The organism is Streptomyces coelicoflavus, assembly GCF_003112555.1.
In the GTDB taxonomy this organism is placed as follows: Bacteria; Actinomycetota; Actinomycetes; order Streptomycetales; family Streptomycetaceae; genus Streptomyces; species Streptomyces coelicoflavus.
In genome coordinates, this window is record NZ_BEWB01000009.1 from 325544 (window position 1) to 350683 (window position 25140).

The following is a 25140-nucleotide window of genomic DNA, read 5'->3' on the forward strand; positions in this document are numbered from 1 at the left end:
AACGGTGCGACCGCATGCTAACACGTCTACTGCTTGTGAACATAGATCACAGAACCCTCCGCTCCCATGTTGCCGTGCCGGTGGTCACGGGTGGTCATGCGATGCGGCGAAGTCGGTCGAGCAGCGCGCGGGCGCGCCCGGATCGGGAGTCGGTGCCGGGGAGGATCCGGTCCTCGTCGTCGGCGAGGCGCTTCAGCAGTTCCCCGGCCGCATGGCGGTCGCCGGTGCGGGCCAGCAGTACGGCGATCTCGTACCGCGTGTCCAGCACCCCGGGGTCGTCCGGTCCGAGGAGGCTGCGCTGCTCGGCGAGGACTGACTTCAGCTCGTCCAGCGCCTCGCGGGTGCGGCCGATGGTGCCCGCGCACAGGGCGTGTCCGGCGCGGGCGGCGAGCACATCGGCCCGTCCGAGGCGGGCACCGGCCATCAGGTCGCCGTACTCCTGGAGGGCGCGGGCCGGGTGGCCGGAGCGGCGGAGGCGGTCGATCTCGGCCAGCCGCGGGTGCGGAATCACCGGGTTGGTCGGGCGGGCCGGGGCGGGTGGCGCCCAGGTGGCCGCGCGCAGGGCCACCTCGGCGGCGGAGGCGGGCCGGTCCTCCGGCTTCTTCTCCAGGAGCGCCTCCACCAGTTCCCGCAGTCCGGCCGGGACGCCGTGGCGGCGCTCGGCGAGTGGCGGCACGGGGTCGTGGGCGTGCTGGTGGTAGAGGAAGAAGTGGCTTCCGGATGCGAAGGGCGGGGCGCCCGTGAGCAGCTCGTAGAGGACGCAGCCCAGCGAGTACAGGTCGCTGGCGGGCACGGTCTGGCCCACGGCCTGTTCGGGGGGCATGTACATCACGGTGCCGGGGGTGGCGTTCGCCGCGGTGAAGCGGGTTTCGCCGGGTTGCGGCTCGAGAGCGGCGGCGACGCCGAAGTCCAGGACCTTGGTCTCCCCGGTGGGCGTGATCATCAGGTTCGAGGGTTTGAGGTCGCGGTGCACGACGCTCTGAGCGTGTGCGTGGGCAAGGACATCGGCCGTGCGTCTGGTGATGTCCGCGGCACGCGCGACGGGCAGCGGGCCCTCGCTCTTGAGGACGGCGTCGAGGGCTCGGCCGGGGATGAGGTCCATGACGAGATAGAGCTCTCCCTCGTGGCTGCCGTGGTCGTGGACGGCGGGGATGCCCGGGTGGTCCAGGCGGCTGGTGAGTCGGGCCTCGCGGAGGAAGCGGCGCTCCAGTGAGCTGAAGTCCGCGCTGCCCGCCGGAGGTGCGAGGAGTTTCACCGCGACCTCGCGGCCGCCTTCCCGGTCGTTCGCCGCCCAGACGACTCCCATGCCGCCCCGGCCCAGCTCTCGGGTGAGCTCGTACCGTCCAAGGCTTCGCCGCATCGTGCCCGTCCCCAGTCCCGGCGCCCGTGCGCCCTAGGCTTCCCTGTGGCCGGGGCGTGGTCAGGTCACGCACCCGGTCGGCGCGGCTATTTTCTCACCGTTCGCCCGGGGCTCTGTTCGCACGGAGGTCTGCTCGCACGGAGGTCTGTTCCCCCGGCGTTCCGTTCACGTTGGGCGCCTTTCACCGGGGACGCCACCCGAGCAGGGGCCACCCACGTCGGCGCCTCTCACCGCGGACGCCACCCGCGCGGGGTGCCGCTCACACGGGGATCGGTCCCTGCGGGACCAGGAACGGACGGCGAGGGTCCTCCGGCATGCCTCGTCGGGTGGCCAGCCGGGGGTTGGGAGGCGGGAGGTGGGGGGCCAGGGCCGCGTACACCTCGGCCGCAGAGGAGGGGCGGTCCTCCGGACGCTTGGCGAGCAGGGCCGTGATCAGTTCCCCCAGGTCGCGCGGGACGTCGACGCCAGAGTCCGCGATCGAGGGCGGCGGTGAGCTCAGGTGGTGCGTCACCAGCAGCGCGGGCTGGTCCGTGGCGAAGAGGGTCTCACCGGTGAGCATGTTGTGCAGCAGGCAGCCGACCGCGTAGAGGTCGCTGCGTCCGTCGAGCCGCCCTTGCCCGGAGAGCAGCTCGGGCGAGGCGCACACGATGTTGCCGACGCTCTCCCCCGTCATGGTCAGGCGCGGGTCGGTGTCGCTCAGGACCTTCACCAGTCCGAAGTCCAGGATCTTCACGACGCCGTCCCCGCCGACCATGACGTTCTGGGTCTTGAGGTCACGGTGGACGAGGCCGGCCGTGTGGGCGGCCGACAGGCCGGCGCACAACTGGGCCGCGACCGCGGCGGCCGTGGGCACGTCGAACCGTCCGTCGTCCTGTTGGTCGAAGAGGAACTCGAGGGTGGTGCCCTCGATCAGCTCCATCACCAGACAGCAGGTGCCGTCCGTGACCGACGCGTCGAAGACCGTGGTCACGTTCGGGTGGCCGAGACGTGCCGCGGCCTTCGCCTCCCGCTGGAAGCGCCGCAGCGCCTCTTCACGGCTCTGGGGAACGGCGAGCAGGTCGGCAGCGACCGTCTTCACGGCCACGGGCCGCTCCAGGCGCATGTCCCGTCCTTGCCACACATGACCCATCAGCCCTCGGCCGAGCACCGAGGTGAGTTGGTAGCGGTCCAGGAGCACTGTCCCCGGCGCGAATTCATGCATTTGGCCCGTCCTCCACACTTTCCGCACAACGCACGCGGACATTTGCACTGTGAACAAAGTCAATGAGCGTAGTAGCCTCTCATGTACAGCGTCATTGCAGAGACCCGCCCGCCGTCGGCCCGCACGTCCGTCCGTCCACCCGCCCCAGCACCTCGGAGACTGTCGATGAGTACAACCGGTTCCGTACCCGTCAGCCTTGCCGAGATCGCCCGGATCGCCGGGGTGGGACGTGCCGCGGTGAGCAACTGGCGGCGGCGTCACGACTCCTTTCCCACCCGCATCGGGGGCACGGACGTCAGTCCCCAGTTCTCCCTGGCGGAGGTCGAGCAGTGGTTGCGGGACAACGGCAAGCTCGACAGCGTCGCGGGGCGCGAGCTCCTGTGGCCCCGGTTCGAAGTGCTCGGCAGCAGGGATGAGTCGGGTCTGGCCATCGCCGAGGCGGCCCACCGGATGCGTTCACCACGTGCACGCTCATCGCGGGTGGAAGTCTCCCCGGAGGCCGAACGGTTGGCGGCCGAGGCGGCGAAGCTGGGGCGGAACGAGGGGACGCGCGAGACGTTCGAGTTCCTGCTCCAGCGGTGGCTCGAGACCCATGTGCGTCAGCTGAGCACGACGCCTGCGTCGCTCGCCGCCCTGATGGCACGGATCGCGTTCGACGTCCGCGTCGGCGGGCTCGACGAGGAACTCACCGTCCTCGACCCGGCCTGCGGCACCGGGCACTTGGTGGCAGCCGCCGTGCAGGAGTGCGCGAGCGCGAGTGGTGCAAGTCAGGGTGTGCGGGTGCTGGCATGCGAGCGAGACCCTGCACTCGCCGCGCTGGCCTCCGCCCGCCTGGCGTTCGTCGCGGACGACCACGACGTCCGTGCGGAGGTCGCCACGGCCGACTCTCTGCGCGAGGACCCGTTCGCCGAGGTGCGGGCGGATGTCGCGCTGTGCAATCCACCGTTCAACGAACGTGACTGGGGCTACGAGGAACTCGCCACCGACCAGCGCTGGACGTACGGCCTCCCGCCGCGCACCGAGCCGGAACTGGCCTGGGTGCAGCACCTGCTCGCCCACCTTCAGCCCGGCGGGGCGGCCGTGGTCGTCCTGCCTCCCGCGGTCGCCTCACGCAAGGCCGGCCGGCGCATCAGAGGCTCCTTGCTGCGGACCGGTGCGCTCCGGGCCGTAGTGGCTCTCCCACCCGGCAGCGCCCAACCGCACAGCGTCTCGCTCCAGTTGTGGATCCTCAGAGCCGCTCCGGACGGTTCGGGGGCGGCTTCGCCCGGTCAGGACGCGCTTCTGGTCGACGCGACGCGCTTCGCGCGCACCGGCGGGCGGGAGGCCGGCCCCGGCTGGGAGCCGCTCCAGGCCTTTGTGCTCTCCGCGCTGCAGGCCCTCGACCTCCCGGACGCGGAGCTGCCGGACGGCGCCGTCCGGGTTCCTCTCATCGACCTTTTGGACGACGAGGTGGACGTCACGCCGGGGCGCTACACCTCGGCGAGTACCGAGCCGTCCGGCCTCGAACTCTCGGCGGTCTGGAAAGAAGTGGGGTCGACGCTGACCGACCTGGTGCGTCGGGCCGAGCGCCTGTCGGAACTGGAGTTCGACGGCGACAGGCCGCAGACCACGGTCGGCGTCGGAGACCTCGTCAAGGCCGGTGCCCTGTCGTTGTGCGCCGGGCAGCAGCCGCCGGACGGGGCGGTGGCATCCGGCGGGCACTCCGTTCCCCTCCTCACCATTGCCGACCTGCTGGCGGACGGCACTCCCAGCGGAGCCGTCGCCGTCGAGTCGGCGCCTGTGATCGCCGAGAAGGGCGATGTCGTGGTCGCCGGTGTCGTGCGGGCGTTCAAGGCCTGGGTGCACGAGGGTCCTCCGACGGCCCTGGGGCCGCAGTTGCACGCCCTGCGGGTGGACCCGGCGAAGCTGGACGCCCACTTCCTGGCCGGCTGTCTGCGCGCACCGGCCAACGGACGACAGGCGGGCACCCACGCCTCCAGTTCGTCCCGGGTCGACATCCGGCGCCTGCAGGTTCTGCAACTCCCTCTGGCGGAACAGGCGGCGTACGCCGAGGTCTTCCGGAGCCTCAGGGACTTCGAGACGCGACTCGAGGACGCGGGTGGCAGGGGCAGGAGACTGGTGAACGACGTGTCCGACCTGCTCGCCGCGGGCGGGCTCGACGTCTGACCTCAGCCGAGGTCCTCCAGCAGCAGATCGAGCACCGCCTCCTCGTGCAGGGCGATTCCCACGGCGGTCATCGTGGGGGCCAGTTCCGGGTCCCAGGCGGCCTCGGCCGGCGGGCCGGTGAGGGGGATCGTGGGTGTGTCCCGCACTTGGGCGCGGATCGCCAGGTACTCGTAGTCGGCCGCCCGCATACGCCACGGTTCGGCGTCGTACCGCTGCGTGATCCGGTTGGCGAGCGCGATGCCGGGCCGGGTGAGGAAGGCGAGGGTGTCGGCGTTCAGGGCGGGCGCGTCGACGGGGCGGGTTTCTCTCATACCGGCATCAGTCTCCGCTGCCGTCCGTTCCACGTGTAGTGGAGCATGGCCACGCCCCGTACGTGCGGGTCGCGCAGGCATTCGTAGATATGGAGGGACGGTACGTCGGGCCAGTTGCCGATCAGGCGTTCGCTGGTGAGGACGAAGTCGAGGTCCAGATCGACGAGGATGCGGCCGAGGCGGGCGTGCGTGGGCTCGTCGACCTTGGCGAACGCGTCGTCGAGGAGGATCAGGCGGGGGGTGTGCGGGGCGGTGTCGGCGAGGCCGGTGAAGTGCGCCGCCGCCGCGGCGAAGAGGACCAGGTAGGACAGGACGCGCTGTTCGCCCTGGCTCAGGCCCGTGCGGCCGGAGAGTTTGCGGCGGTTGCCCGGTGCCGCGTCGTTCACCACTCAGGGGGTGAACGTGAACCAGGTGCGGTAGTCCAGGGCGGTGCGCAGATGTGCCGCGTACCCGGCGGCGGGGTCGGCGCGGCGGGCGTCCTCGATACGGCGCTGGAGGACGTCGCGGAGTCGTTCGGACTGCTCACGGGTGCGCAGGCCCGAGGGGCTGCGCAGGAGGTCGACGGCCGCCTTGACGTCCGCCTCCACACCGTCGGCCAGTTTCCAGTCGAGGGTGACGCCCAGGCCGTGCGAGGTACGGACCGTGGCGAGGCTGGTGTTGAGGGCGGCGACCAGGGCACCGGCGGCCAGCACCTGTGCGGACAGGTGGTCGCCCACTTCTCCCGTCAGGAAGCGCTGGAAGACTTCGCGTTCACGCTCCGTCAGACGGTCGCGTGCCTCGGCCGCCTCGGTCGCGACGCGTTCGCCGACCTGGGCGATGTCGTGCGGTCCCCGGTCGTCGACGAGGCGGCAGAGCTTGATGCCGTCCTGTTCCTCGATCGTCGCGTCGTAACCGCCGGAGAGCTGGTCGCGCAGTTCGGTGTGGCGGTTGAGGAGGGCGGTGTCCGAGAGGTCGTGGCGTTCGACGTCCAGGCCGCCGCGCACGGCGTCGATCAGCCGGCTCAGTGCCGCGATGCGCTCCCTCACGTCGTGGTGGACGGGGTCCGGAACATTGGCGGGCCTCCCGTCCGCGTCAGTGACGGTCCTCCCGTCCGTATCGGTGACGGCCTTCCCGTCCGCGTCGGTGTGGAGACCCGTTGCTCTCAGGACACCCGGCAACGACAGGGCCGTTCGCAGACTGCTGCCGCTGGCCAGTGCCTCGGATTCCTGCGCGGCGAGTGTCTCGCGCCGCTTCCTCTCGTCCTCTTCCGCGCGTACGCGCAGGTCGTGCACCTCTGCCCGGTCCCTCCTCGCGGGCGGAAGTTGCCGTCCCACGGCGTCCAGGCGGCGCTTCGCATCGGCCTCGCGGGCGAGGATCTCCTGCTCCGTGGCACCGAGGACGTCCTCCAGCGCCCGGACGGTACGGCGGGCCGTCTCCAGGCGGCCCAGCGGCTCGGCATAGTCCGCCTCGGCTTCCCGGCGGGCGGACTGGGCGCGCTCGTGGTCCGTGCGGCCGGTCCTGTGGCTCTCGGTGGTGGACAGGACCGCGCGGATCCGCCGCCGCAGCTGCTGCGTGCCCTGTCCGAGACGACCGAGGTCCAGGCGGACCATGTCCAGTGCGGCCGGGTCGACCGGGAGGTTCTGGGCACTCGCCGTCGCCTCGGTCTCGCGTCGGACGGTGACCGCGCGGGCGCGTGCCTGCTGCGCCCCGCGGGCGAGCGTGGACGCCTGCGAGGCGAGGGACTCGGCGGCGCGCTCGGCCTCGGCGGTACGGGCCCACGCATCGGTCAGTCCGCGTGCGGAGGGCGGTCGGCGCAGGGTGCCGCCGACCTGGTCGCGGTGCGCGGTGAGGGTGCGCAGCCGGTGCCGGTGCCACTCCAGCTCGTCCTGTACGTCACTCAGCCTGCGGTCGATGTCCGCCAGTGCCCGGCGGCGGGTCCGGGCGCGCACCTCCGCGCCCACGTACTCGGCGGCCTGCTTGGTGTGGCGGCCTCGGGCGATGCCGAGCCGCCAGGAGCCGTCGGTGCCGATCGCAGTGTGCGGCCCGTTCACCTCCGCGTTCACCAGGTGGGCGTACCATGGTGAGCAGCTCCAGCAGCAGTCGCATGGCCGGGGCTCCGAGTCTGACCTGGTCAAACCGGCCCGAGGCGCTGCGCAGTCCGTCGGTGAGTGCACCGATCCCCGTCGCGTGCGCGTCGATACGGGCGAGCAGCGCCGGCAGGTGCGGCCGGACGGCGTCCAGGTGGGCCGCGATGCGCGGGGCGCGGAAGGAAACGTCCTCGGTGATGGCCTCCACGTAGTCGAGCAGCAGTTCCTTGAAACCCTGGTATTCGGCGGAGTCGAGGTCGTAGCGGGCCAGCACCTGGCCCAGGTAGGCGTAGAAGTCCCGGACCGACTCGGCGAACTCGGCGAACTGCACGAAGAGGGTGCTGATCCGCTCCAGCGCCTGCTGCGGGTCCGCGCCGCCCGGCGCCGCGGCCATGGCGGCGATCTCCCGCAGACCTCGGTCGACGAGGGCCAGCAACTCGCTGCTCACCTCGCGGGCTGCGTCCGCCCCGCCCAGCACCTCGTCCGCGTCCCGCTGCACGCGCTCCCCCAGCTTGGAGAGCTGGTAACGCGACCGGGAGCGCTGGTACTCGGAGATGCTCGTCGCCTTGACGGTGTGCGTGCTGCGCAGCAGATTGCCCCAGCGCACCAGCTCTTCGAGCCTGCGCGCGAGGGTTTCCGCGTCCAGCGCCGCCCCCGGGCCACCGCGCTCGGACAGCTTGGCGAGGAGGTCGGGTATGGCCAGGTCGGCGAGGATCGTGCCGCAGAACACCCGCATCACCGCCACGTACTCCACACGCTCGGGCGCGCTGAGGTAGGCGTACGCGCTCAGCCGCTGCCACGCCTCCGCACCGGTCTCCCCGGCAAGTGCTCCTTCTTCTTTCCCCTTCACGCTGCCGAGCGTACGGATTGACACTGACAGTGCGGGCGAAAGCCGGGGAAGGCGGTCCGCTCGCACGGAGCCGCTCGAACCGGTCGGCGGTCTCGTACGCCGGCGCGACGTCGGTGGCGCGGTGCTCGGCCACCGTGATCGCCTCCCCGTCCGGGGCATGGTCCCGGGAACCCGATCAGCGCGGTGGATCGTCCTGATGGGGTAGGACGAGTGGACGGGAAACGATGGCGGAGCGGGTGGGCCGTGGTGCGGCCTCGGCGGTGAATGCGGTGCGACGGTGGGCGGGACGTCCGGCGTGGACTCGGCGGACGGATGGGCCGGGCCGGTCTGCCTGGACACGAGGGCGGGTGCTCGCCGGGGCGGCGGTGGTCACCGCGCTCCTGCTGTCCTTCCACGGGGCGGTTCCCAACCGCGTGGCAGGCCTGGGGAGTCTCCTGGAGTCCTTCCTGCCGTGGCTCGGCGCGGTCGTCGTGGTGCTGCTCGTCCTGGCGCTGGTGCGCCGCTCGGCGTTCGCGCTGGTGGCCGTGCTGTTGCCGGCGGCCGCCTGGACGTATCACTTCGGCGGGCTGCTCCTGCCCGCACCGGATCCCGGCGCCGGCGATCTGGTCGTGGTGCAGCACAACGTCAGCGACGAGAACACCGACCCCGCCGGCACGGCCCGCGCCCTGGCCCGTGCCGAGCCCGACCTGATCGCGCTGGAGGAACTCGTGCCGCCGGCGCTGGAGGTGTACGCGAAGACACTGGCCCCCGACTATCCGTACCGGACGGTCCGGGGCACCGTCGGGCTCTGGTCGAAGTATCCGCTCACCGGCTCCCGCCCTCTCGACATCAAGCCGCGGGGCATCCACGAGGAGTGGGAGCGCGGGCTGCGGACCGTGGCGCACACGCCGCAGGGCGAGGTCGCCGTCCTTGTCGCGCACCTGCCGTCGGTCCGGGTGGGGGCGAGCGGTCTCGCCTCGTCCTGGCGGGACGAGAGCGCCGGGCTGCTGGGCGACGCCCTGGCCGCGGAGGAGCTGCGCCGGACGGTCCTGCTGGGCGATCTCAACGGCACGGTCGACGACCGGGCGCTGGCTCCCCTGACCACTCGGCTGAACGTCGCCGAGCGGGGCCTCGCCCTCAGCTTCCCGGCCGGATTCCCGCTGGCCCGGATCGACCAGGTGATGGTCCGCGCCGGGGCCGTCGGCGTCATCCGCACCCTGCCCGCCACCGGCAGCGATCACCTTCCGGTCGCCGCCCGGATCGACTGGGACTGAAGCAAGCCGCTTGCGGTGTTTGCGTTAGCCTTTCGCCTGTGACGCGACGACTTGCTCAGGTGGCGAAGAAGGTTGGGGTCAGCGAGGCCACGGTCAGCCGGGTGCTCAACGGCAAGCCGGGGGTCTCGGCGGCGACCCGGCAGTCCGTGCTCAGCGCGCTGGACGTCCTGGGCTACGAGCGGCCCACCCAGCTGCGGGGCGAGCGCGCCCGCCTGGTCGGACTGGTCCTGCCCGAACTGCAGAACCCCATCTTCCCCGCGTTCGCCGAGGTCATCGGCGGCGCGCTCGCCCAGCAGGGGCTGACCCCCGTGCTGTGCACCCAGACCAAGGGCGGCGTCTCCGAGGCCGACTACGTCGAACTGCTCCTCCAGCAGCAGGTGTCCGGCGTGGTCTTCGCGGGCGGGCTGTTCGCGCAGGCGGACGCCCCGCACGACCACTACCGGCTGCTCGCCGAGCGCAACATCCCGGTCGTCCTGATCAACGCGTCGATCGAGAACCTCGACTTCCCGTGCATCGCCTGCGACGACGCGGTGGCCGTCGAGCAGTCCTGGCGGCATCTCGCGTCTCTCGGCCACGAGCGCATCGGCCTGGTTCTGGGACCCTCCGACCACATCCCCTCCCGCCGCAAACTCGCCGCCGCCCACGAGACCGCCCACGCCGCCGGCACGGAACTGCCCGACGCCCACGTGGAGCGGGCCATGTTCTCCCTCGAAGGCGGCCAGGCAGCCGCCACCCGCCTCCTCGAACGCGGCGTCACCGGCATCATCTGCGCCAGCGACCCCCTCGCCCTCGGCGCCGTCCGCGCAGCCCGCCGCCGCGGACACCACGTCCCCCACGACGTCTCCGTCGTCGGCTACGACGACTCCGCCTTCATGACCTGCACCGAACCACCCCTCACCACCGTCCGCCAACCCATCGAAGCCATGGGACGCGCCGCCGTCGACCTCCTCTGCGCACAGATCCAAGGCACCGAAGTCCCCCACGGCGAGCTGCTCTTCGAACCCGAACTCGTCGTCCGCGGCTCCACCGCACAGCCGGCCGCCGGCTAGGGACCTCCCCGCACCGTCCTTCGACCGCAAGTTCCTTGCGGGAAATGACAGCTGCTTGCGACTACCCGACGTAGCTCGTGAAAGCGGCTGATCCGAGGCATGCCCCGGCGCCTGCCCAGGCTTCACCCGCCGCCACCGGCCCTGCCGTGCGGCGACTTCGCGCTGCCCGTCCTGTAGACGACTCAACATTTCTCTGCAACTCTGCGAGCGCTCAACGTAAATGTCAGAGAACATTGAGTGTCTACCTGATGTGGGGATAGATGAGAAACCGGATCCGGAGATCACGTGCCCTGTGCACGGTGGTCGCGACCAGTCTCCTGGCGCTGGGAGGACCGCTGCTGTCGGCCACGGCAGCCGGTGGTCCCAACATCGCCGTGGGGGACGCCACGGCGGCGAGCAGCTCGCTCGGTGAGTACGGCGCCGCCAACATCACCGACGGCAACCAGAGTTCGTACTGGCAGAGCGCCGGCAGCAGCCTGCCCCAGTGGGTCCAGACCGACCTCGGTGCCACCGAGCGCATCGACGAGGTCGTGCTCAGACTGCCCGCCGGCTGGGAGAGCCGCGACCAGACGCTCGCCGTCCAGGGCAGCGCCGACGGCACGAGTTTCAGCACGCTGAAGACGTCCGCCACCTACGCCTTCGACCCGGGTTCGGGCAACACGGTCACCGTGTCCTTCCCCGCCACGCAGACCCGGTTCGTGCGGGTGAACATCACGGCGAACACCGGCTGGCAGGCGGCCCAGCTCTCCGAGCTGGAGGTGCACGCGGCCGGCGAGTCGTCCACGAACCTGGCCGCCGGCCGGCGGCTGACGGCGAGCAGTTCCACGGGCGCGTACACCCCGGGCAACGGCAACGACGGCAACAGGGCCACCTACTGGGAGAGCGCCAACAACGCCCTGCCGCAGTGGCTCCAGGCCGACCTCGGCTCCTCGCGCCGGGTGAACCGCGTCGTCCTGCGGCTGCCCGACGGCTGGCCGAACCGCAGCCAGACCCTGAAGATCCAGGCCGGTGAGAACGGTTCGGACTTCACCGACCTGACGGCGGCCAAGGCGTACACCTTCGACGCGGCGGGCGGTCAGTCGGCCGCGATCACCTTCGACGCGGCCACCGCGCGCTACGTGCGGGTCCTGGTGAGCGCCAACACCGGTCAGCCCGCGGCCCAGGTCTCCGAGCTGGAGGTCTACGGCCCCGAGACGGGTGACACCCAGGCGCCCACCGCGCCCGCGAACCTCGCGTTCACCGAACCGGCCACCGGGCAGATCAGGCTGACCTGGAACGAGTCCTCGGACGACACGGCCGTCACCGGGTACGACATCTACGCCAACGGCGACCTGCTGACCTCCGTCGCCGGTGACGTCACCACGTACACCGACACCAGGCCGGCCGGTACGACGGTCACCTACTACGTGCGCGCCAAGGACGCGGCCGGCAACCAGTCGGGCAACAGCGACTCGGTCACCCGCCGCGCCGACACCGGCGACACCCAGGCGCCCACCGCGCCCGCGAACCTGGCGCTCACCGAACCGGACCCGGGTCGGATCAAGCTGACCTGGGACGCCTCCACCGACGACAAGGGTGTCACCGGGTACGACGTCTACGCCAACAACCAGCTCCGCAAGAGCGTCGCCGGAGACGTCACCACCTACACCGACACCCAGCCGGCGTCGGCGAACGTGACCTACTTCGTGCGGGCCAAGGACGCGGCGGGCAACGTGTCGGGCGACAGCAACTCCGTGATCCGCAACGGCACCGAGGACGGCTCGAACCTGGCCGTCGGCAAGCCGATCAGCGCCTCGTCCCACATCCACACCTACGTCGCCGAGAACGCCAACGACAACAGCACGTCGACCTACTGGGAAGGGGCGTCGGGCAGCTATCCGAACACGCTGACCCTGAAGCTGGGCGCGAATGCCGACGTCGACCGTGTCGTCCTCAAGCTCAACCCGGACAACAGCTGGTCCAAGCGCACCCAGAAGATCCAGGTGCTCGGCCGCGACCAGGACGCGTCCGGCTTCACCTCGCTGGTGGACGCGAAGGACTACGTCTTCGACCCGGCGAGCGGCGGCAACAGCGTGTCGATACCCGTCGGTGAGCGGGCCGCGGACGTCCAGCTGAAGTTCACCGCCAACAGCGGGGCGACGGCCGGTCAGGTCGCCGAGTTCCAGGTCGTCGGCACCCCGGCGCCCAACCCCGACCTCGAGGTGACGAAGCTGACCACGTCGCCCGACTCCCCCGTCGAGTCGGACGAGATCACCGTGTCCGCGACCGTCCGCAACAGCGGTGCGGCGGACGCGCCGGCGGGCAAGGTCGCCGTCCGGCTGGGCGACACCAAGGTAGCCACCGCCGACGTCCCCGCCCTGGCGGCGGGCGCGCAGAGCACGGTCGGCGCGTCCCTCGGGGCCCGCGACGCCGGTTCGTACGAACTGAGCGCGGTCGCCGACGAGGCGAACGAGATCATCGAGCAGAACGAGACCAACAACACCTACACCCGGCCCGACCCGCTGGTCGTCAAGCCGGTGCAGAGCTCCGACCTGGTCGCGGCCACCGTCACCACCGCGCCGTCCGGTCCGGCCGCCGGTGACGACGTGACCTTCAAGGTCGCGCTGAAGAACCAGGGCACCCAGGACTCGGCGGGCGGCAGCCACGCGGTGACGCTCGCCCTGGTCGATGCCAAGGGCGGCACGGTCAAGACCCTGACCGGCGCGCACTCCGGTGTCATCGCCGCAGGAGAGACCGCCCCCGCCGTGAGCCTCGGCACCTGGAAGGCGGTCAACGGCTCGTACACCCTGAAGGTCACGGTCGGCGACGACGCCAACGAGCTGCCGGTCAAGCGGGAGAACAACACCTCCACGCAGCCGCTGTTCGTCGGGCGCGGCGCGAACATGCCGTACGACATGTACGAGGCGGAGGACGGGACGGTCGGCGGCGGTGCCTCGGTGGTCGGGCCGAACCGGACCATCGGCGACATCGCGGGCGAGGCGTCCGGGCGCAGGGCCGTCCACCTCGACAAGACCGGCGAATACGTCGAGTTCACCACGAAGGCGGACACCAACACCCTGGTGACCCGCTTCTCCATCCCGGACGCGCCGGGCGGCGGCGGCATCGACGCGACGCTGAACGTGTACGTCGACGGCGTCATGAAGAAGGCGCTGCCGCTGACGTCGAAGTATGCCTGGCTGTACGGCGCCGAGGCGTCGCCGGGCAACTCCCCCGGTGCGGGCGCCCCGCGGCACATCTACGACGAGGCGCACATCATGCTGGGCGAGACCGTCCCGGCGGGCAGCACGATCCGGCTTCAGAAGGACGCGGCGAACACCTCCGACTACGCGATCGACTTCGTCAACCTCGAGCAGGTCGCCGCGCTGCCCAACCCCGACCCGGCGGCGTACGCCGTGCCGGCCGGGTTCACGCACCAGGACGTGCAGAACGCGCTCGACAAGGTCCGCATGGACACCTCCGGCAAGCTGGTCGGGGTGTACCTGCCGCCGGGCGACTACCGGACGTCGAGCAAGTTCCAGGTGTACGGCAAGGCGGTGAAGGTGGTCGGCGCGGGTCCCTGGTTCACCCAGTTCCACGCGCCGACGACGCAGGACAACACCGACATCGGGTTCCGTGCCGAGGCGAGCGCGAAGGGCTCGACGTTCGCGGACTTCGCCTACTTCGGCAACTACACGACCCGCATCGACGGGCCGGGCAAGGTGTTCGACTTCTCCAACACCTCGGACATCGTGATCGACAACATCTGGAACGAGCACATGGTGTGCCTGTACTGGGGCGCCAACACCGACCGGATGACGATCAAGAACTCCCGGATCCGCAACATGTTCGCCGACGGCATCAACATGACCAACGGCTCGACCGACAACCTGGTGTCCAACAACGACGCCCGGGCGACCGGTGACGACAGCTTCGCGCTCTTCTCGGCGATCGACGCGGGCGGCGCGGACATGAAGAACAACGTGTACGAGAACCTGACGACGACGCTGACCTGGCGTGCCGCGGGTCTGGCCGTCTACGGCGGCTACCACAACACCTTCCGGAACATCCACATCGCGGACACCCTGGTCTACTCGGGCATCACCATCAGCTCGCTGGACTTCGGCTACCCGATGAACGGGTTCGGCACCGACCCGACGACCTTCGAGAACGTCTCGATCGTCCGGGCCGGCGGGCACTTCTGGGGCGGGCAGACCTTCCCCGGCATCTGGGTGTTCTCGGCGTCCAAGGTGTTCCAGGGCATCCGGGTCAACAACGTCGACATCGTGGACCCGACCTACAGCGGCATCATGTTCCAGACGAACTACGTGGGAGGGCAGCCGCAGTATCCGATCAAGGACACGGTCTTCACCGACGTCTCCGTCACGGGCGCGCACAAGAGCGGTGACGCGTTCGACGCCAAGTCCGGATTCGGCCTGTGGGCCAACGAGATGCCCGAGGCCGGGCAGGGGCCGGCGGTCGGTGAGGTCACCTTCAACGGGCTGAGGCTCAGCGACAACGCCGTGGACATCCGCAACACGACGTCCACCTTCAAGATCGTCCGCAACCCGTAGACCTGGCCCGCGACAGGGGCCGGCAACCGTTGTTGTCGGACAGGTCACCGACTGGCGCAAGTCTCTTGCGGAGACTTGCGCTAGTCTTGCGTTCGTGACGCGACGACTTGCTCAGGTGGCGAAGAAGGTTGGGGTCAGCGAGGCCACGGTCAGCCGGGTGCTCAACGGCAAGCCGGGGGTCTCGGCGGCGACCCGGCAGTCCGTGCTCAGCGCGCTGGACGTCCTGGGCTACGAGCGGCCCACCCAGCTGCGGGGCGAGCGCGCCCGTCTGGTCGGACTGGTCCTGCCCGAGCTGCAGAACCCCATCTTCCCCGCGTTCGCCGAGGTCATCGGCGGCGCGCTCGCGCAGCAGGGGCTGACCCCCGTGCTGTGCACCCAGACCAAGGGCGGCGTCTCCGAGGCCGACTACGTCGAACTGCTCCTCCAGCAGCAGGTGTCGGGGGTCGTCTTCGCCGGCGGCGGACTGTTCGCCCAGGCCGACGCCCCGCACGACCACTACCGGCTGCTCGCCGAGCGCAACATCCCCGTGGTGCTCGTCAACGCCTCCATACCCGACCTCGGCTTCCCCTGCATCGCCTGCGACGACGCCGTGGCCGTGGGGCAGTCCTGGCGGCACCTGACGTCGCTTGGGCACGAGCGGATCGGTCTCGTCCTCGGCCCCTCCGACCACATCCCGTCGCGGCGGAAGCTGACGGCCGCCCGCGAGGCCGCGCAGGCCTCGGACGGCGTCCTGCCCGACACCCATGTGGAGCGGGCCATGTTCTCCCTCGAAGGCGGCCAGGCAGCCGCCACCCGCCTCCTCGAACGCGGCGTCACCGGCATCATCTGCGCCAGCGACCCCCTCGCCCTCGGCGCCGTCCGCGCAGCCCGCCGCCGCGGACACCACGTCCCCCACGACGTCTCCGTCGTCGGCTACGACGACTCCGCCTTCATGACCTGCACCGAACCACCCCTCACCACCGTCCGCCAACCCATCGAAGCCATGGGACGCGCCGCCGTAGACCTCCTCTGCGCACAGATCCAAGGCACCGAAGTCCCGCACCGCGAGCTGCTCTTCGAACCGGAACTCGTCGTCCGCGGCTCCACCGCACAGGTTTCCACCCGGTAGCGGAACCTCGACTTCTACAACGGACTGTCAAACAATTACGAAATCAGCGCGAGATATTGCGTTCACTTGTTCACGGTGGTTGAGTGAGCGGCGCCCCACAACGCATCGGCGGTGGGGCGCCTTCCACGTTCATGCCCGAAGGGGACCACCCATGAGAAGTGCTCGGTTCCGCCGTACTCGCCGTGCCGGCGCCATCACGCTCGTCTCCGCTCTCACCCTGACCGCTCTGGCCGCCTGCGGCACGAGCAGCAGTGACGACGGCGGCGGTTCCGAAGGCGGCAGCGGGTCCTCCGACCCGGCTGCCCCGCTGGACCCGAAGACCAAGGTGACGATCACCATCGACTGCATGCCGCCGAAGGCGAAGGCGGCCGAGCTGAAGGAGTGGCAGGAGGACGTCAAGGCGTTCAACGAGATCTACCCGAACGTCACCATCGAGGGCCGCTCCACGCCCGGCCAGTGTCTGGAGCCGCCGCGCTTCACGGCGATGCTCAAGGCCAAGTCGCAGCCCGACGTCTTCTACACGTACTTCACCGACCTGCCCCAGGTGCTGGACAACGACGGCGCCGAGGACATCACCGCGTACGTCAACGACAAGACCGTCCCCGCCCTCAAGGACATCGACCCGAACGTCCTCGGCTCGCTCAAGCACGAGAACAAGCTCTACGGCCTGCCCACCAGCAACTACACGATGGGCCTGCTGATCAACCGCAAGCTCTTCAAGCAGGCCGGGCTCGACCCGGACGCCCCGCCGCGCACCTGGGACGAGGTCCGCACCGCCGCCAAGAAGATCGCCGGCCTGGGCGACGGCATCGCCGGCTTCGGCGAGTACAGCGCGGGCAACACCGGCGGCTGGCACTTCACCGCCCAGATGTACAGCCGCGGCGCCGACGTCGTGGACGAGAGCGGCAAGAAGGCCACCTTCAACAACGAGGTGGGCAAGGAGGTCGCCGAGAACCTCCACGCCATGCGCTGGGAGGACGAGAGCATGGGCAAGACCCAGCTGCTCAAGTGGGGCGACCTCCAGAAGCAGGTCGCCACCGACAAGCTCGGCATGTTCCTCGCCGCCCCGGACGACGTCACGTACATGGTCCAGCAACTCGGCGCCGACTACGAGAACTTCGGCATGGGCCCGATACCGGGCGGCAAGAACACCCTCGCCGGCGGCAACAGCTACATGATCAAGAAGGGCATCTCCTCCGACAAGATCAAGGCGGCCGTCGCCTGGCTGAACTTCGAGAACCTCACCGTCGGCAAGGGGCAGTTCGACTGGGCCCGCAAGAAGCAGGACGACCTGCCGGTGGGCCTCCCGCAGCCCAACTTCTGGCTGAACGAGTCGAAGAAGAAGGACGACGCGGCCCGGCTCGAGCACTCCACCATGCCGGTCGAGAACTTCAAGGCGTTCATGGACAACCCGGTCCCGGGCCTGGCCGAGCCGCCGAAGGCCCAGGAGGTCTACAAGGTCCTGGACAACCTGATGTCCGGCCTCCTCACCAACGAGGACGCCGACATCGACAAGCTGCTCTCCACCGCGGAGCAGCAGGTCAACCAGGTACTGGCCACGCAGTGACCGGCTCCCTCGGGGGGCGGGCCGCACCGCCCCCCGGGGCCCATGAGATCAGCCCCAAGGAGCGACGATGTCGGCCCCCAGCCTGACCCCGAGCAAGGCGGCGAGCGCACGCCACGCCCAGCCGCCGGTGGACGGACCGCCCCAGCGCGGCGGGGCGTTCGCCAGGAGCCTGAAGCGCAACCTCACCGCGCACGGCTTCCTGATCGGAGCGGTTCTCTGCTTCGCCTTCTTCTCCTGGTACCCGATGGTCCGGGAGTTCTTCCTCGCCTTCCAGAAGACGGACCAGGGCGAGGTCTCCTGGGTCGGCCTGGAGAACCTGGAGACGGTCTTCAACGACCCGGCCTTCTGGCAGGCGTGGCGCAACACCGCGCTGTTCACCGTGCTGGCCCTGGTCTTCGGCTTCGCCGTGCCGTTCGTCGTCGCGATCGTCATCAACGAGCTGAGGCACGGCAAGGGGTACTTGCGCCTGCTCGTCTACCTGCCGGTGATGCTGCCCCCGGTCGCCTCCGTGCTGCTGTTCAAGTACCTGTACGACCCCGGTTACGGCCTGCTCAACGAGGTGTTCGGCTTCTTCGGACTGCCCGAGCAGCAGTGGCTTCAGGACCCCGACCTCTCCATGCTGTCCGTGGTGATCGCGTCGACCTGGATGAACATGGGCGGCGCGGCGCTCATCTACCTCGCCGCGCTCCAGGGCATCCCCGGCGAGCTGTACGAGGCGGCGGAACTGGACGGTGCCGGGCTGCTGCGCAAGATCTGGCACGTCACCATCCCGCAGACGCGGCTCATCCTGTCGCTGATGCTGCTGATGCAGATCATCGCCACGATGCAGGTCTTCGTGGAGCCCTTCCTGCTCACCGGCGGCGCCGGCCCCGAGGGCTCGACGACCACCGTCGTCTACCTCATCTACCAGTACGCCTTCAACTTCAACAACTACGGTGCCGCGGCGGCCCTCGGCCTGCTGCTCCTCGTGCTGCTGGCCGGTGTCTCGGCGGCGTACGTGAAGCTCAGCCGCGCCGAGGACGAGTAGAGCCGGGGGAAACCACAGATGTCCACACGCACGCTCATCTCACCGGCCCAGCTCGCCCGGCCCCGCGGGAAACGGCTGTACTGGGTGGTCTTCGGCCTCGTCGTCGCCCTGTTCACCGTGGTCTTCCTCGGCCCGATGTACTGGATGGTCTCCAGCGGCTTCAAGAACACCCAGGAAGCCGTACAAACCCCGCCGACGCTGGTCCCCGAGTCCTTCGAGCCCGACAACTACTCACAGGCCTGGAACGTGATGGACCTGGCGGGTCTGCTGGGGAACACCCTGTTCTACGCGTTCGGCGCGCTCGCCTTCCAGCTGGTGTTCGACGTGGCGGCGGCCTACTCGCTGTCCAAGCTCAGGCCGGTCTTCGGCAAGGCCATCCTCGGCCTGATGCTGGCGACGCTGATGATCCCGGCGACCGTGCTGGTCGTGCCGCAGTACCTGACGGTGCTCGACGTGCCGATCTTCGAGCGCAACCTGCTGAACACGCCGTGGGCGATCTGGCTGCCCTCGGTCACCAACGCCTTCAACATCTTCCTGCTGAAGCGGTTCTTCGACTCGATCCCCCGGGAGCTGCTCGACGCCGCCGCCATGGACGGTGCCTCTCCGATGCGCACGCTCCGGTCGATCGTGCTGCCGATCTCGCGGCCGATCCTCGGCGTGGTGTCCATCTTCGCGATCGTGGGCGTCTGGAAGGACTTCCTCTGGCCCATGCTGACCCTGCCCGACCCGGCGAAGCAGACCCTGAACGTGGGGATCTACTCGCTGTCCACCGGGGTGCCCGTGAACGTGCTGATCGCCGCGCTCACCATGGCCTCGCTGCCGACGCTCATCATCTTCCTGATCTTCCAGCGCAACATCATGAGCGGACTCACCGCCGGAGGACTCAAGGGCTGAGGACTCCGGGGCGGGGCGCCTGCCGCCCGCCCTTCCTCCCCTCCCCCCCCGGTTCGTCCCGTCAACCTTCGCCGCCGGCCCGTCCGACGCCCCGCTCTGTCCGGGCCGGCGGCGAAGATCCACCCTGCCCGAAAGGACCGTCACGTGGCAGCCCCCAACTCGCACCGCACCGAAGACTGGTGGCGCGACGCCGTCATCTACCAGGTGTATCCCCGCAGTTTCGCCGACGGCGACGGCGACGGCACCGGTGACCTCGCGGGCGTGCGGGCGAGACTGCCCCACCTCGCCGAACTGGGCGTGGACGCCGTCTGGTTCACCCCCTGGTACGTCTCACCGCTCGTCGACGGCGGGTACGACGTCGCCGACTACCGCACCATCGACCCGGCGTTCGGCACCCTGGGCGAGGCCGAGAAGCTCATCGCCGAGGCGCGGGAGCTGGGCATCCGCACCATCGTCGACATCGTCCCCAACCACGTCTCCGACCAGCACGCCTGGTTCCGGGCGGCGCTGGAGGCCGGCCCGGGCAGCGCGGAGCGGGAGCGGTTCCACTTCCGGCCCGGCCGCGGTGAGCACGGCGAACTGCCGCCGAACGACTGGCCCTCGCAGTTCTCCGGCCGCACCTGGACCAGGGTCGAGGACGGCGAGTGGTACCTGCACCTGTTCACCCCGGAGCAGCCCGACCTCAACTGGGCCCACCCCGAGGTGCGCCGGGAGCACGAGGACGTGCTGCGCTTCTGGTTCGAGCGCGGGGTGGCGGGCGTACGCATCGACTCCGCGGCGCTGCTCGCGAAGGATCCCGCGCTCGCGGACTTCGTGGAGGGCGTCGACCCGCACCCGTACATCGACCAGGACGAGCTGCACGACATCTACCGCTCGTGGCGCAGGGTCGCCGACGCGTACGGGGGCGTCTTCGTCGGCGAGGTGTGGCTGCCCGACGCCGAGCGCTTCGCCCGCTATCTGCGCCCCGACGAACTGCACACCGCCTTCAACTTCAACTTCCTGTCCTGCCCCTGGGACGCGGAGCTGCTGCGCCGCAGCATCGACGACACCCTGGCCGAGCACGCGCCCGTCGGCGCCCCGGCCACCTGGGTGCTGTGCAATCACGACGTGACCCGCACGGTGACCCGGTACGGCCGTGCGGACACCGGCTTCGACTTCGCGAAGAAGGCCTTCGGAACCCCGACCGACCTGGCCCTGGGCACCCTGCGGGCGCGGGCCGCCGCGCTGCTGACCCTGGCCCTGCCCGGCTCCGTCTACCTGTACCAGGGGGAGGAACTGGGACTGCCCGAGGCGGACATCCCGCGCGAGCGCATCCAGGACCCGATGCACTTCCGTTCCGGAGGCGTCGATCCGGGGCGGGACGGCTGCCGTGTCCCCCTTCCCTGGGACGGCGACGCGCCGTACTGCGGGTTCGGGTCGGAGACCGAGCCCTGGCTGCCCCAACCGGAGGGCTGGGCGGCGTACGCGGCGGACCGGCAGGCCGCGGACCCGGAGTCGATGCTCTCGCTGTACCGCGAGGCCCTGCGCCTGCGGCGCTCCACGGCGGGTTTCGGCGACGGCCCGCTGGACTGGCTGCCCGCGCCGGACGGCGTCCTCGCGTTCCGGCGCGCGGGCGGCCCGGTGTGCGTCGTCAACCTGTCCCCCGCGCCGGTGGAGCTGCCCGCGCACGGCGCCGTCCTGCTCGTCAGCGGGCCCCTGGACGAGGCCGGCCGGCTGCCGTCCGACACGGCGGTGTGGCTGGACGCCTGAGCCACACCGGAACGGCACCTTCCGCGCGGAGCGGGCTCCGCCGGGGGGTGCCGCCGTCGCCGCTCGTCCCGTGGCAGGGCAGAATCAGGACAGGAGGCCGTGGGAGGAGGCGACGCGTGCGGGAACGACCGTGGCTGGGCGGGCTGCGCCACCCCCGGAATCCCCTCGTCAGCGGGCACCGGGCGGCGCGGGGCGCGCTGCGGTCGGTGTCGGAGGCGCTGGGCGCGCGACGGCGGCTGGCCTGGCTGAACGCGGCGGACCTGAGCATCGGCACCACGCTCGACGTCCGGCGGACGGCGGAGGAGCTGGCCGACTTCACCGTGCCGGAGCTGGCCGACGGCGCCGCGGTGGACCTTCTCGACTCGGTGCTGCGGTTCCAGGAGGGGGACCGGGCCACCGGAGGGGACCCACCTCGCCTCAGGGCCATGGCGGTGTCCGAGGTCGAGGGTCTGAACCTGGCGCCCGATCCCGTGGGCGAGCTCTCGGTGCACACCGCCGACCGGCTGGGGCAGCGGTGTCTCACCACCCGCCGTCCGGTGCTGGTGTCCCGGATGACGCGTGCGGACTTCGCCGTGATCGCCCCCTCGCGCGAGTCGTCGGACATCATGCGCCGGGCGGGCGTCCACTCCTACCTGGCGGTGCCGCTGATCGCCCGCGGGGTGCTGCTGGGGCTCGCCGACTTCGTCCGGGCCGGCCACCGGGCGCCGTTCAACCGGACCGACGTGGCGCTGGCCATGGAGCTGGCGTCCAAGGCCGCCGTGTACATCGACAACGCCCGGCTCTACGGGCGTGAGCGCGACCACGTGGTCACCCTCCAGCGGGCGCTGCTCCCCCGCTCCAGCCCGAGCACCCCGGGTCTGGACGTCTCCTCGTGCTACGACCCGGCCGCCGATCCGGCCGCCGTGGGCGGCGACTGGTTCGACGTGGTCGCGCTGCCCAGCGGCCGTACCGCGCTGATGGTGGGCGACGTGATGGGGCGGGGTCTGGCCGCCGCCGCGACCATGGGCCGGCTGCGCACGGTGGCCCGGACCCTGATGGCGCTGGACATCGCGCCCGAGCGGCTGCTGGCCCGGCTCGACCTGGCCGCCCGCGACCTGGAGGAGGACCAGGTCGCCACGTGTCTGTGCGCGGTCTACGACCCGTACGGCAGCACCTTCCGCATCGCCAGCGCCGGGCACCCGCCGCCCCTGCTGACCGCGCCCGACGGTGCCGTCTCGTTCCTGGACGTGCCCGCGGGGGCGCCGCTGGGGACGGGGGTGATCCCGTACGACCCGGTCGAGCGGCCGGTGCCCGAGCGGAGCCGGCTGACGCTGTACACGGACGGGCTGATCAGGTCGCGCACGGCCGACCTGGGCACCCAGCTGGAGCGGCTGCGCGAGGCGGTCGGCGGCGGGGTGCCCGAGGACGGCACGGAGTGCCGGGCGGTGGCCGAGCGGGTGGGCGGCGACCGGTCGGACGACGCGATCGTGCTGGCCGCGTCCGCCCGGCCGCTCGGTCCGGACTGCGACGTGTACGTACGGGCGCTGCCGCCGGACGGCAAGGCCGCCGGGCAGGCCCGTACGGCGGTGCGCGAGCAGTTGGAGCGGTGGGGTCTGGACGAACTGGTCGACACCACGGAGCTGGTGGTGAGCGAGCTGGTCGGCAACGCCCTGCGCTACGGGAACGCCCCCGGGGAACTGCGGCTGCTTCGGCACGAACGGCTGTCCGTGGAGGTCTCCGACTCCGGTCCCGATCTGCCGCAGATCCAGCACGCTGACGTGAGCGACGAGAGCGGGCGCGGTCTCCAGCTGATCAACATGATGTGCCGTCGCTGGGGCTCGTGCCGCACGCCCGGCGGGAAGGTCGTCTGGGCGGAGCAGGACCTGCCGTTGCGGGCCGGCGCGGCCGGCCCGCAATAGCGTCCCCACGGGCCGTCCACGCGGCCCGTCCCCACGCCCCGTCTACGCGGCCTTGACGGGTTCGGGCCGGTCGAACTGAGTGCGGTGCAGTTGGGCGTAGCGGCCGTCGGCCGCGAGGAGTTCCTCGTGGGTGCCGCTCTCCGCGATGCGGCCGGCCTCGACCACCAGGATCCGGTCGGCCGCGCGGACCGTGGACAGCCGGTGGGCGATGACGACGGCCGTCCTGCCGTGCAGTGCCTCGGCGAGGGCCTCCTGGACGGCGGCCTCCGAGGTGTTGTCGAGGTGGGCGGTGGCCTCGTCGAGGATGACGACCCGCTGACGGGCCAGGAGCAGCCGGGCGATCGTCATGCGCTGGCGTTCCCCGCCGGAGAGCCGGTAACCGCGCTCGCCGACCACCGTGTCCAGCCCGTCCGGCAGGGAGTGTACGAGGTCGGCCAGGCGGGCGCGGCGCAGCGCCTCCCACAGCTCCTCCTCGCCGGCGCCGGGCCGGGCGAGCAGCAGGTTGGCCCGGACGGTGTCGTGGAAGAGGTGGCCGTCCTGGGTGACCATGCCGACGGTGTCGCGCAGGGACCGCGCGCTCAGCTCGCGCACGTCGACGCCGCCGACGCGGACGGTGCCGCCGTCGGCGTCGTACAGGCGCGGCAGGAGCTGGGCGATGGTGGACTTGCCGGCGCCCGACGAGCCGACGAGGGCGATCGTCTGGCCCGGTTCCGCGCGGAAGGAGAGGCCGTGCAGGACCTCTTCGCCGCCGCGGGTGTCCAGGGTGGCGACCTCTTCTAGCGAGGCGAGGGAGACCTTGTCGGCGGACGGGTAGCCGAACCGGACGTCGTCGAACTCGACGGCGACGGGGCCGTCGGGGACCGGGCGGGCGTCGGGCTTCTCGTCGATGAGCGGGGTCAGGTCCAGGACCTCGAAGACCCGCTCGAAGCTGACGAGGGCGCTCATGACCTCGACCCTGGCTCCCGCGAGCGCGGTGAGCGGTGCGTACAGGCGGGTCAGCAGCAGGGCCAGCGCCACGACGGCGCCCGGGTCGAGGGTGCCGCGCAGGGCGAACCAGCCGCCGAGGCCGTAGACGAGGGCGAGGGCGAGCGCGGAGACCAGGGTGAGCGCGGTGATGAAGGCGGCCTGGGCGGTGGCGGTGCGCACGCCGATGTCGGCGACGCGGCGGGCGCGGTCGGCGAACTCGGCGGACTCCTCCTCCGGGCGGCCGAACAGCTTGATCAGGGTGGCTCCGGGCGCCGAGAAGCGCTCGGTCATGCGGGTGCCCATGTCGGCGTTGAGCGCGGCGGCCTCGCGCTGCATGCGGGCCATGCGGCGGCCCATCCGGCGCGCCGGGAGCACGAACACCGGGAGCAGCACCAGGGCGAGCAGGGTGATCTGCCAGGACAGGGTCAGCATGACGGCGAGGGTGAGCAGCAGGGTGACCACGTTGCTGACCACGCCGGAGAGGGTGTTGCTGAAGGCGCGTTGGGCGCCGATGACGTCGTTGTTGAGACGGGAGACGAGCGCTCCCGTACGAGTGCGTGTGAAGAACGCGACCGGCATGCGCTGCACATGATCGAACACGGCCGTGCGCAGATCGAGGATGAGTCCCTCCCCGAGCGTCGCCGAGAGCCTGCGGGAGAAGATGCCGAGCACCGCCTCCGCGACGGCGATGAGCGCGATGAGCAGGGCGAGGCGCACGACCGTGCCCTCGTCGCCGTCCGACACGATCGCGTCGACGACCTTTCCGGCCAGGACGGGGGTGGCGACGGCGAGCAGCGCGGTCGCCACCCCGAGCAGCACGAAGCGGACGATGCGGCGGCGGTGCGGGCGGGCGAACGCGCCGATGCGGCGCAGCGTGGCGCGGGCGAAGGGGCGGCGCTCGTCTTTGGCGTGCATGACGCTGTAGAGCTGCGTCCACGCCGTGGTCTCCATACTCATGCGGACGACCGTAGAACCTCGACCTTCCTTGAGGTCAAGGGCGCGGCGGCGCGTCCCCCGGTCCGTAAGGAGGTGTCCGCGCGTCGGCCATCCGTAGTTGGCGCTCCTGGGGGAATGTCTTGTGGTGTGACGACAGCGGTTCGAGTCTCCGAGAAGCCACTCCTGCAC

17 protein-coding genes are annotated in these 25140 nt (G+C 70.9%); 10 read left to right on the forward strand and 7 right to left on the reverse strand.

Annotation, left to right across the window (positions count from 1 at the left end; all coding sequences use genetic code 11):
* Positions 1-94 precede the first annotated feature (94 nt).
* Both Sco07f_RS23300 and Sco07f_RS23305 read right to left on the reverse strand, forming a co-directional pair.
* The gene (locus Sco07f_RS23300) at positions 95-1360 is read right to left on the reverse strand and encodes a serine/threonine-protein kinase (RefSeq protein ID WP_108989075.1); all 1266 of its coding nucleotides are present in this window, start codon (positions 1358-1360) and stop codon (positions 95-97) included.
* A gap of 259 nt (positions 1361-1619) precedes the next feature.
* Positions 1620-2561, reverse strand: coding sequence for a serine/threonine-protein kinase (locus Sco07f_RS23305; RefSeq protein WP_108989076.1), 942 nt, complete (start codon positions 2559-2561; stop codon positions 1620-1622).
* A 165-nt stretch (positions 2562-2726) separates the two neighbouring features.
* Here Sco07f_RS23305 and Sco07f_RS23310 point away from each other — a divergent pair, with 165 nt between their 5' ends.
* Positions 2727-4727: an N-6 DNA methylase gene (locus tag Sco07f_RS23310; protein ID WP_108989077.1), complete on the forward strand. Its 2001-nt coding sequence runs from the start codon at positions 2727-2729 to the stop codon at positions 4725-4727.
* A gap of 2 nt (positions 4728-4729) precedes the next feature.
* Here Sco07f_RS23310 and Sco07f_RS23315 read toward each other — a convergent pair whose 3' ends face one another.
* From Sco07f_RS23315 to Sco07f_RS23325, 4 genes are read right to left on the reverse strand one after another with little or no spacing between them, the layout of a single operon-like run.
* Positions 4730-5038, reverse strand: a complete 309-nt coding sequence (locus Sco07f_RS23315) for a DUF2399 domain-containing protein (RefSeq protein ID WP_369695778.1) — start codon at positions 5036-5038, stop codon at positions 4730-4732.
* Positions 5035-5424 carry an SbcC/MukB-like Walker B domain-containing protein gene (locus Sco07f_RS40775; RefSeq protein WP_244942132.1) on the reverse strand — a complete coding sequence of 130 codons (390 nt, stop codon included), beginning with the start codon at positions 5422-5424 and terminating at the stop codon, positions 5035-5037. The genes Sco07f_RS23315 and Sco07f_RS40775 overlap by 4 nt, the downstream gene beginning before the upstream one ends.
* Positions 5425-5427: 3 nt before the next feature.
* Entirely contained in the window at positions 5428-7017 is a 1590-nt protein-coding gene (locus Sco07f_RS23320) for a hypothetical protein (protein ID WP_244942139.1), read from the reverse strand.
* Entirely contained in the window at positions 6911-7954 is a 1044-nt protein-coding gene (locus Sco07f_RS23325) for a DUF2397 family protein (protein WP_244942133.1), read from the reverse strand. The genes Sco07f_RS23320 and Sco07f_RS23325 overlap by 107 nt, the downstream gene beginning before the upstream one ends.
* A 347-nt stretch (positions 7955-8301) precedes the next feature.
* On the opposite strand from Sco07f_RS23325, the gene Sco07f_RS23330 reads away from it, so the two are divergent.
* The 9 genes from Sco07f_RS23330 (at position 8302) to Sco07f_RS23370 (ending at position 23049) form a co-directional block, all read left to right on the forward strand.
* A complete protein-coding gene (locus tag Sco07f_RS23330) occupies positions 8302-9207 on the forward strand; it encodes an endonuclease/exonuclease/phosphatase family protein (protein ID WP_108989078.1) in 906 nt (301 codons plus the stop codon).
* A gap of 38 nt (positions 9208-9245) precedes the next feature.
* Positions 9246-10256, forward strand: coding sequence for a LacI family DNA-binding transcriptional regulator (locus Sco07f_RS23335; RefSeq protein WP_108989079.1), 1011 nt, complete (start codon positions 9246-9248; stop codon positions 10254-10256).
* Between the two features lie 260 nt (positions 10257-10516).
* On the forward strand, positions 10517-14806 hold the full coding sequence (locus Sco07f_RS23340; RefSeq protein ID WP_108989080.1) for a discoidin domain-containing protein: 4290 nt from the start codon (positions 10517-10519) through the stop codon (positions 14804-14806).
* Between the two features lie 94 nt (positions 14807-14900).
* On the forward strand, positions 14901-15914 hold the full coding sequence (locus tag Sco07f_RS23345; protein ID WP_108989081.1) for a LacI family DNA-binding transcriptional regulator: 1014 nt from the start codon (positions 14901-14903) through the stop codon (positions 15912-15914).
* A 151-nt stretch (positions 15915-16065) separates the two neighbouring features.
* The gene (locus Sco07f_RS23350) at positions 16066-17481 is read left to right on the forward strand and encodes an extracellular solute-binding protein (RefSeq protein WP_007389201.1); all 1416 of its coding nucleotides are present in this window, start codon (positions 16066-16068) and stop codon (positions 17479-17481) included.
* Between the two features lie 67 nt (positions 17482-17548).
* Positions 17549-18508 (forward strand): carbohydrate ABC transporter permease, encoded by a 960-nt coding sequence (locus Sco07f_RS23355; RefSeq protein ID WP_007389200.1) that lies wholly within the window; start codon positions 17549-17551, stop codon positions 18506-18508.
* Between the two features lie 18 nt (positions 18509-18526).
* Complete coding sequence (locus Sco07f_RS23360; RefSeq protein WP_007389199.1) at positions 18527-19402, forward strand: carbohydrate ABC transporter permease; 876 nt, start codon at positions 18527-18529, stop codon at positions 19400-19402.
* Between the two features lie 144 nt (positions 19403-19546).
* Entirely contained in the window at positions 19547-21151 is a 1605-nt protein-coding gene (locus Sco07f_RS23365; RefSeq protein ID WP_108989082.1) for a glycoside hydrolase family 13 protein, read from the forward strand.
* Between the two features lie 116 nt (positions 21152-21267).
* Positions 21268-23049, forward strand: a complete 1782-nt coding sequence (locus Sco07f_RS23370; protein ID WP_007389195.1) for an ATP-binding SpoIIE family protein phosphatase — start codon at positions 21268-21270, stop codon at positions 23047-23049.
* A gap of 42 nt (positions 23050-23091) precedes the next feature.
* On the opposite strand, the gene Sco07f_RS23375 is transcribed toward Sco07f_RS23370, so the two are convergent.
* Positions 23092-24972, reverse strand: coding sequence for an ABC transporter ATP-binding protein (locus Sco07f_RS23375; protein WP_167468183.1), 1881 nt, complete (start codon positions 24970-24972; stop codon positions 23092-23094).
* Positions 24973-25140 lie beyond the last annotated feature (168 nt).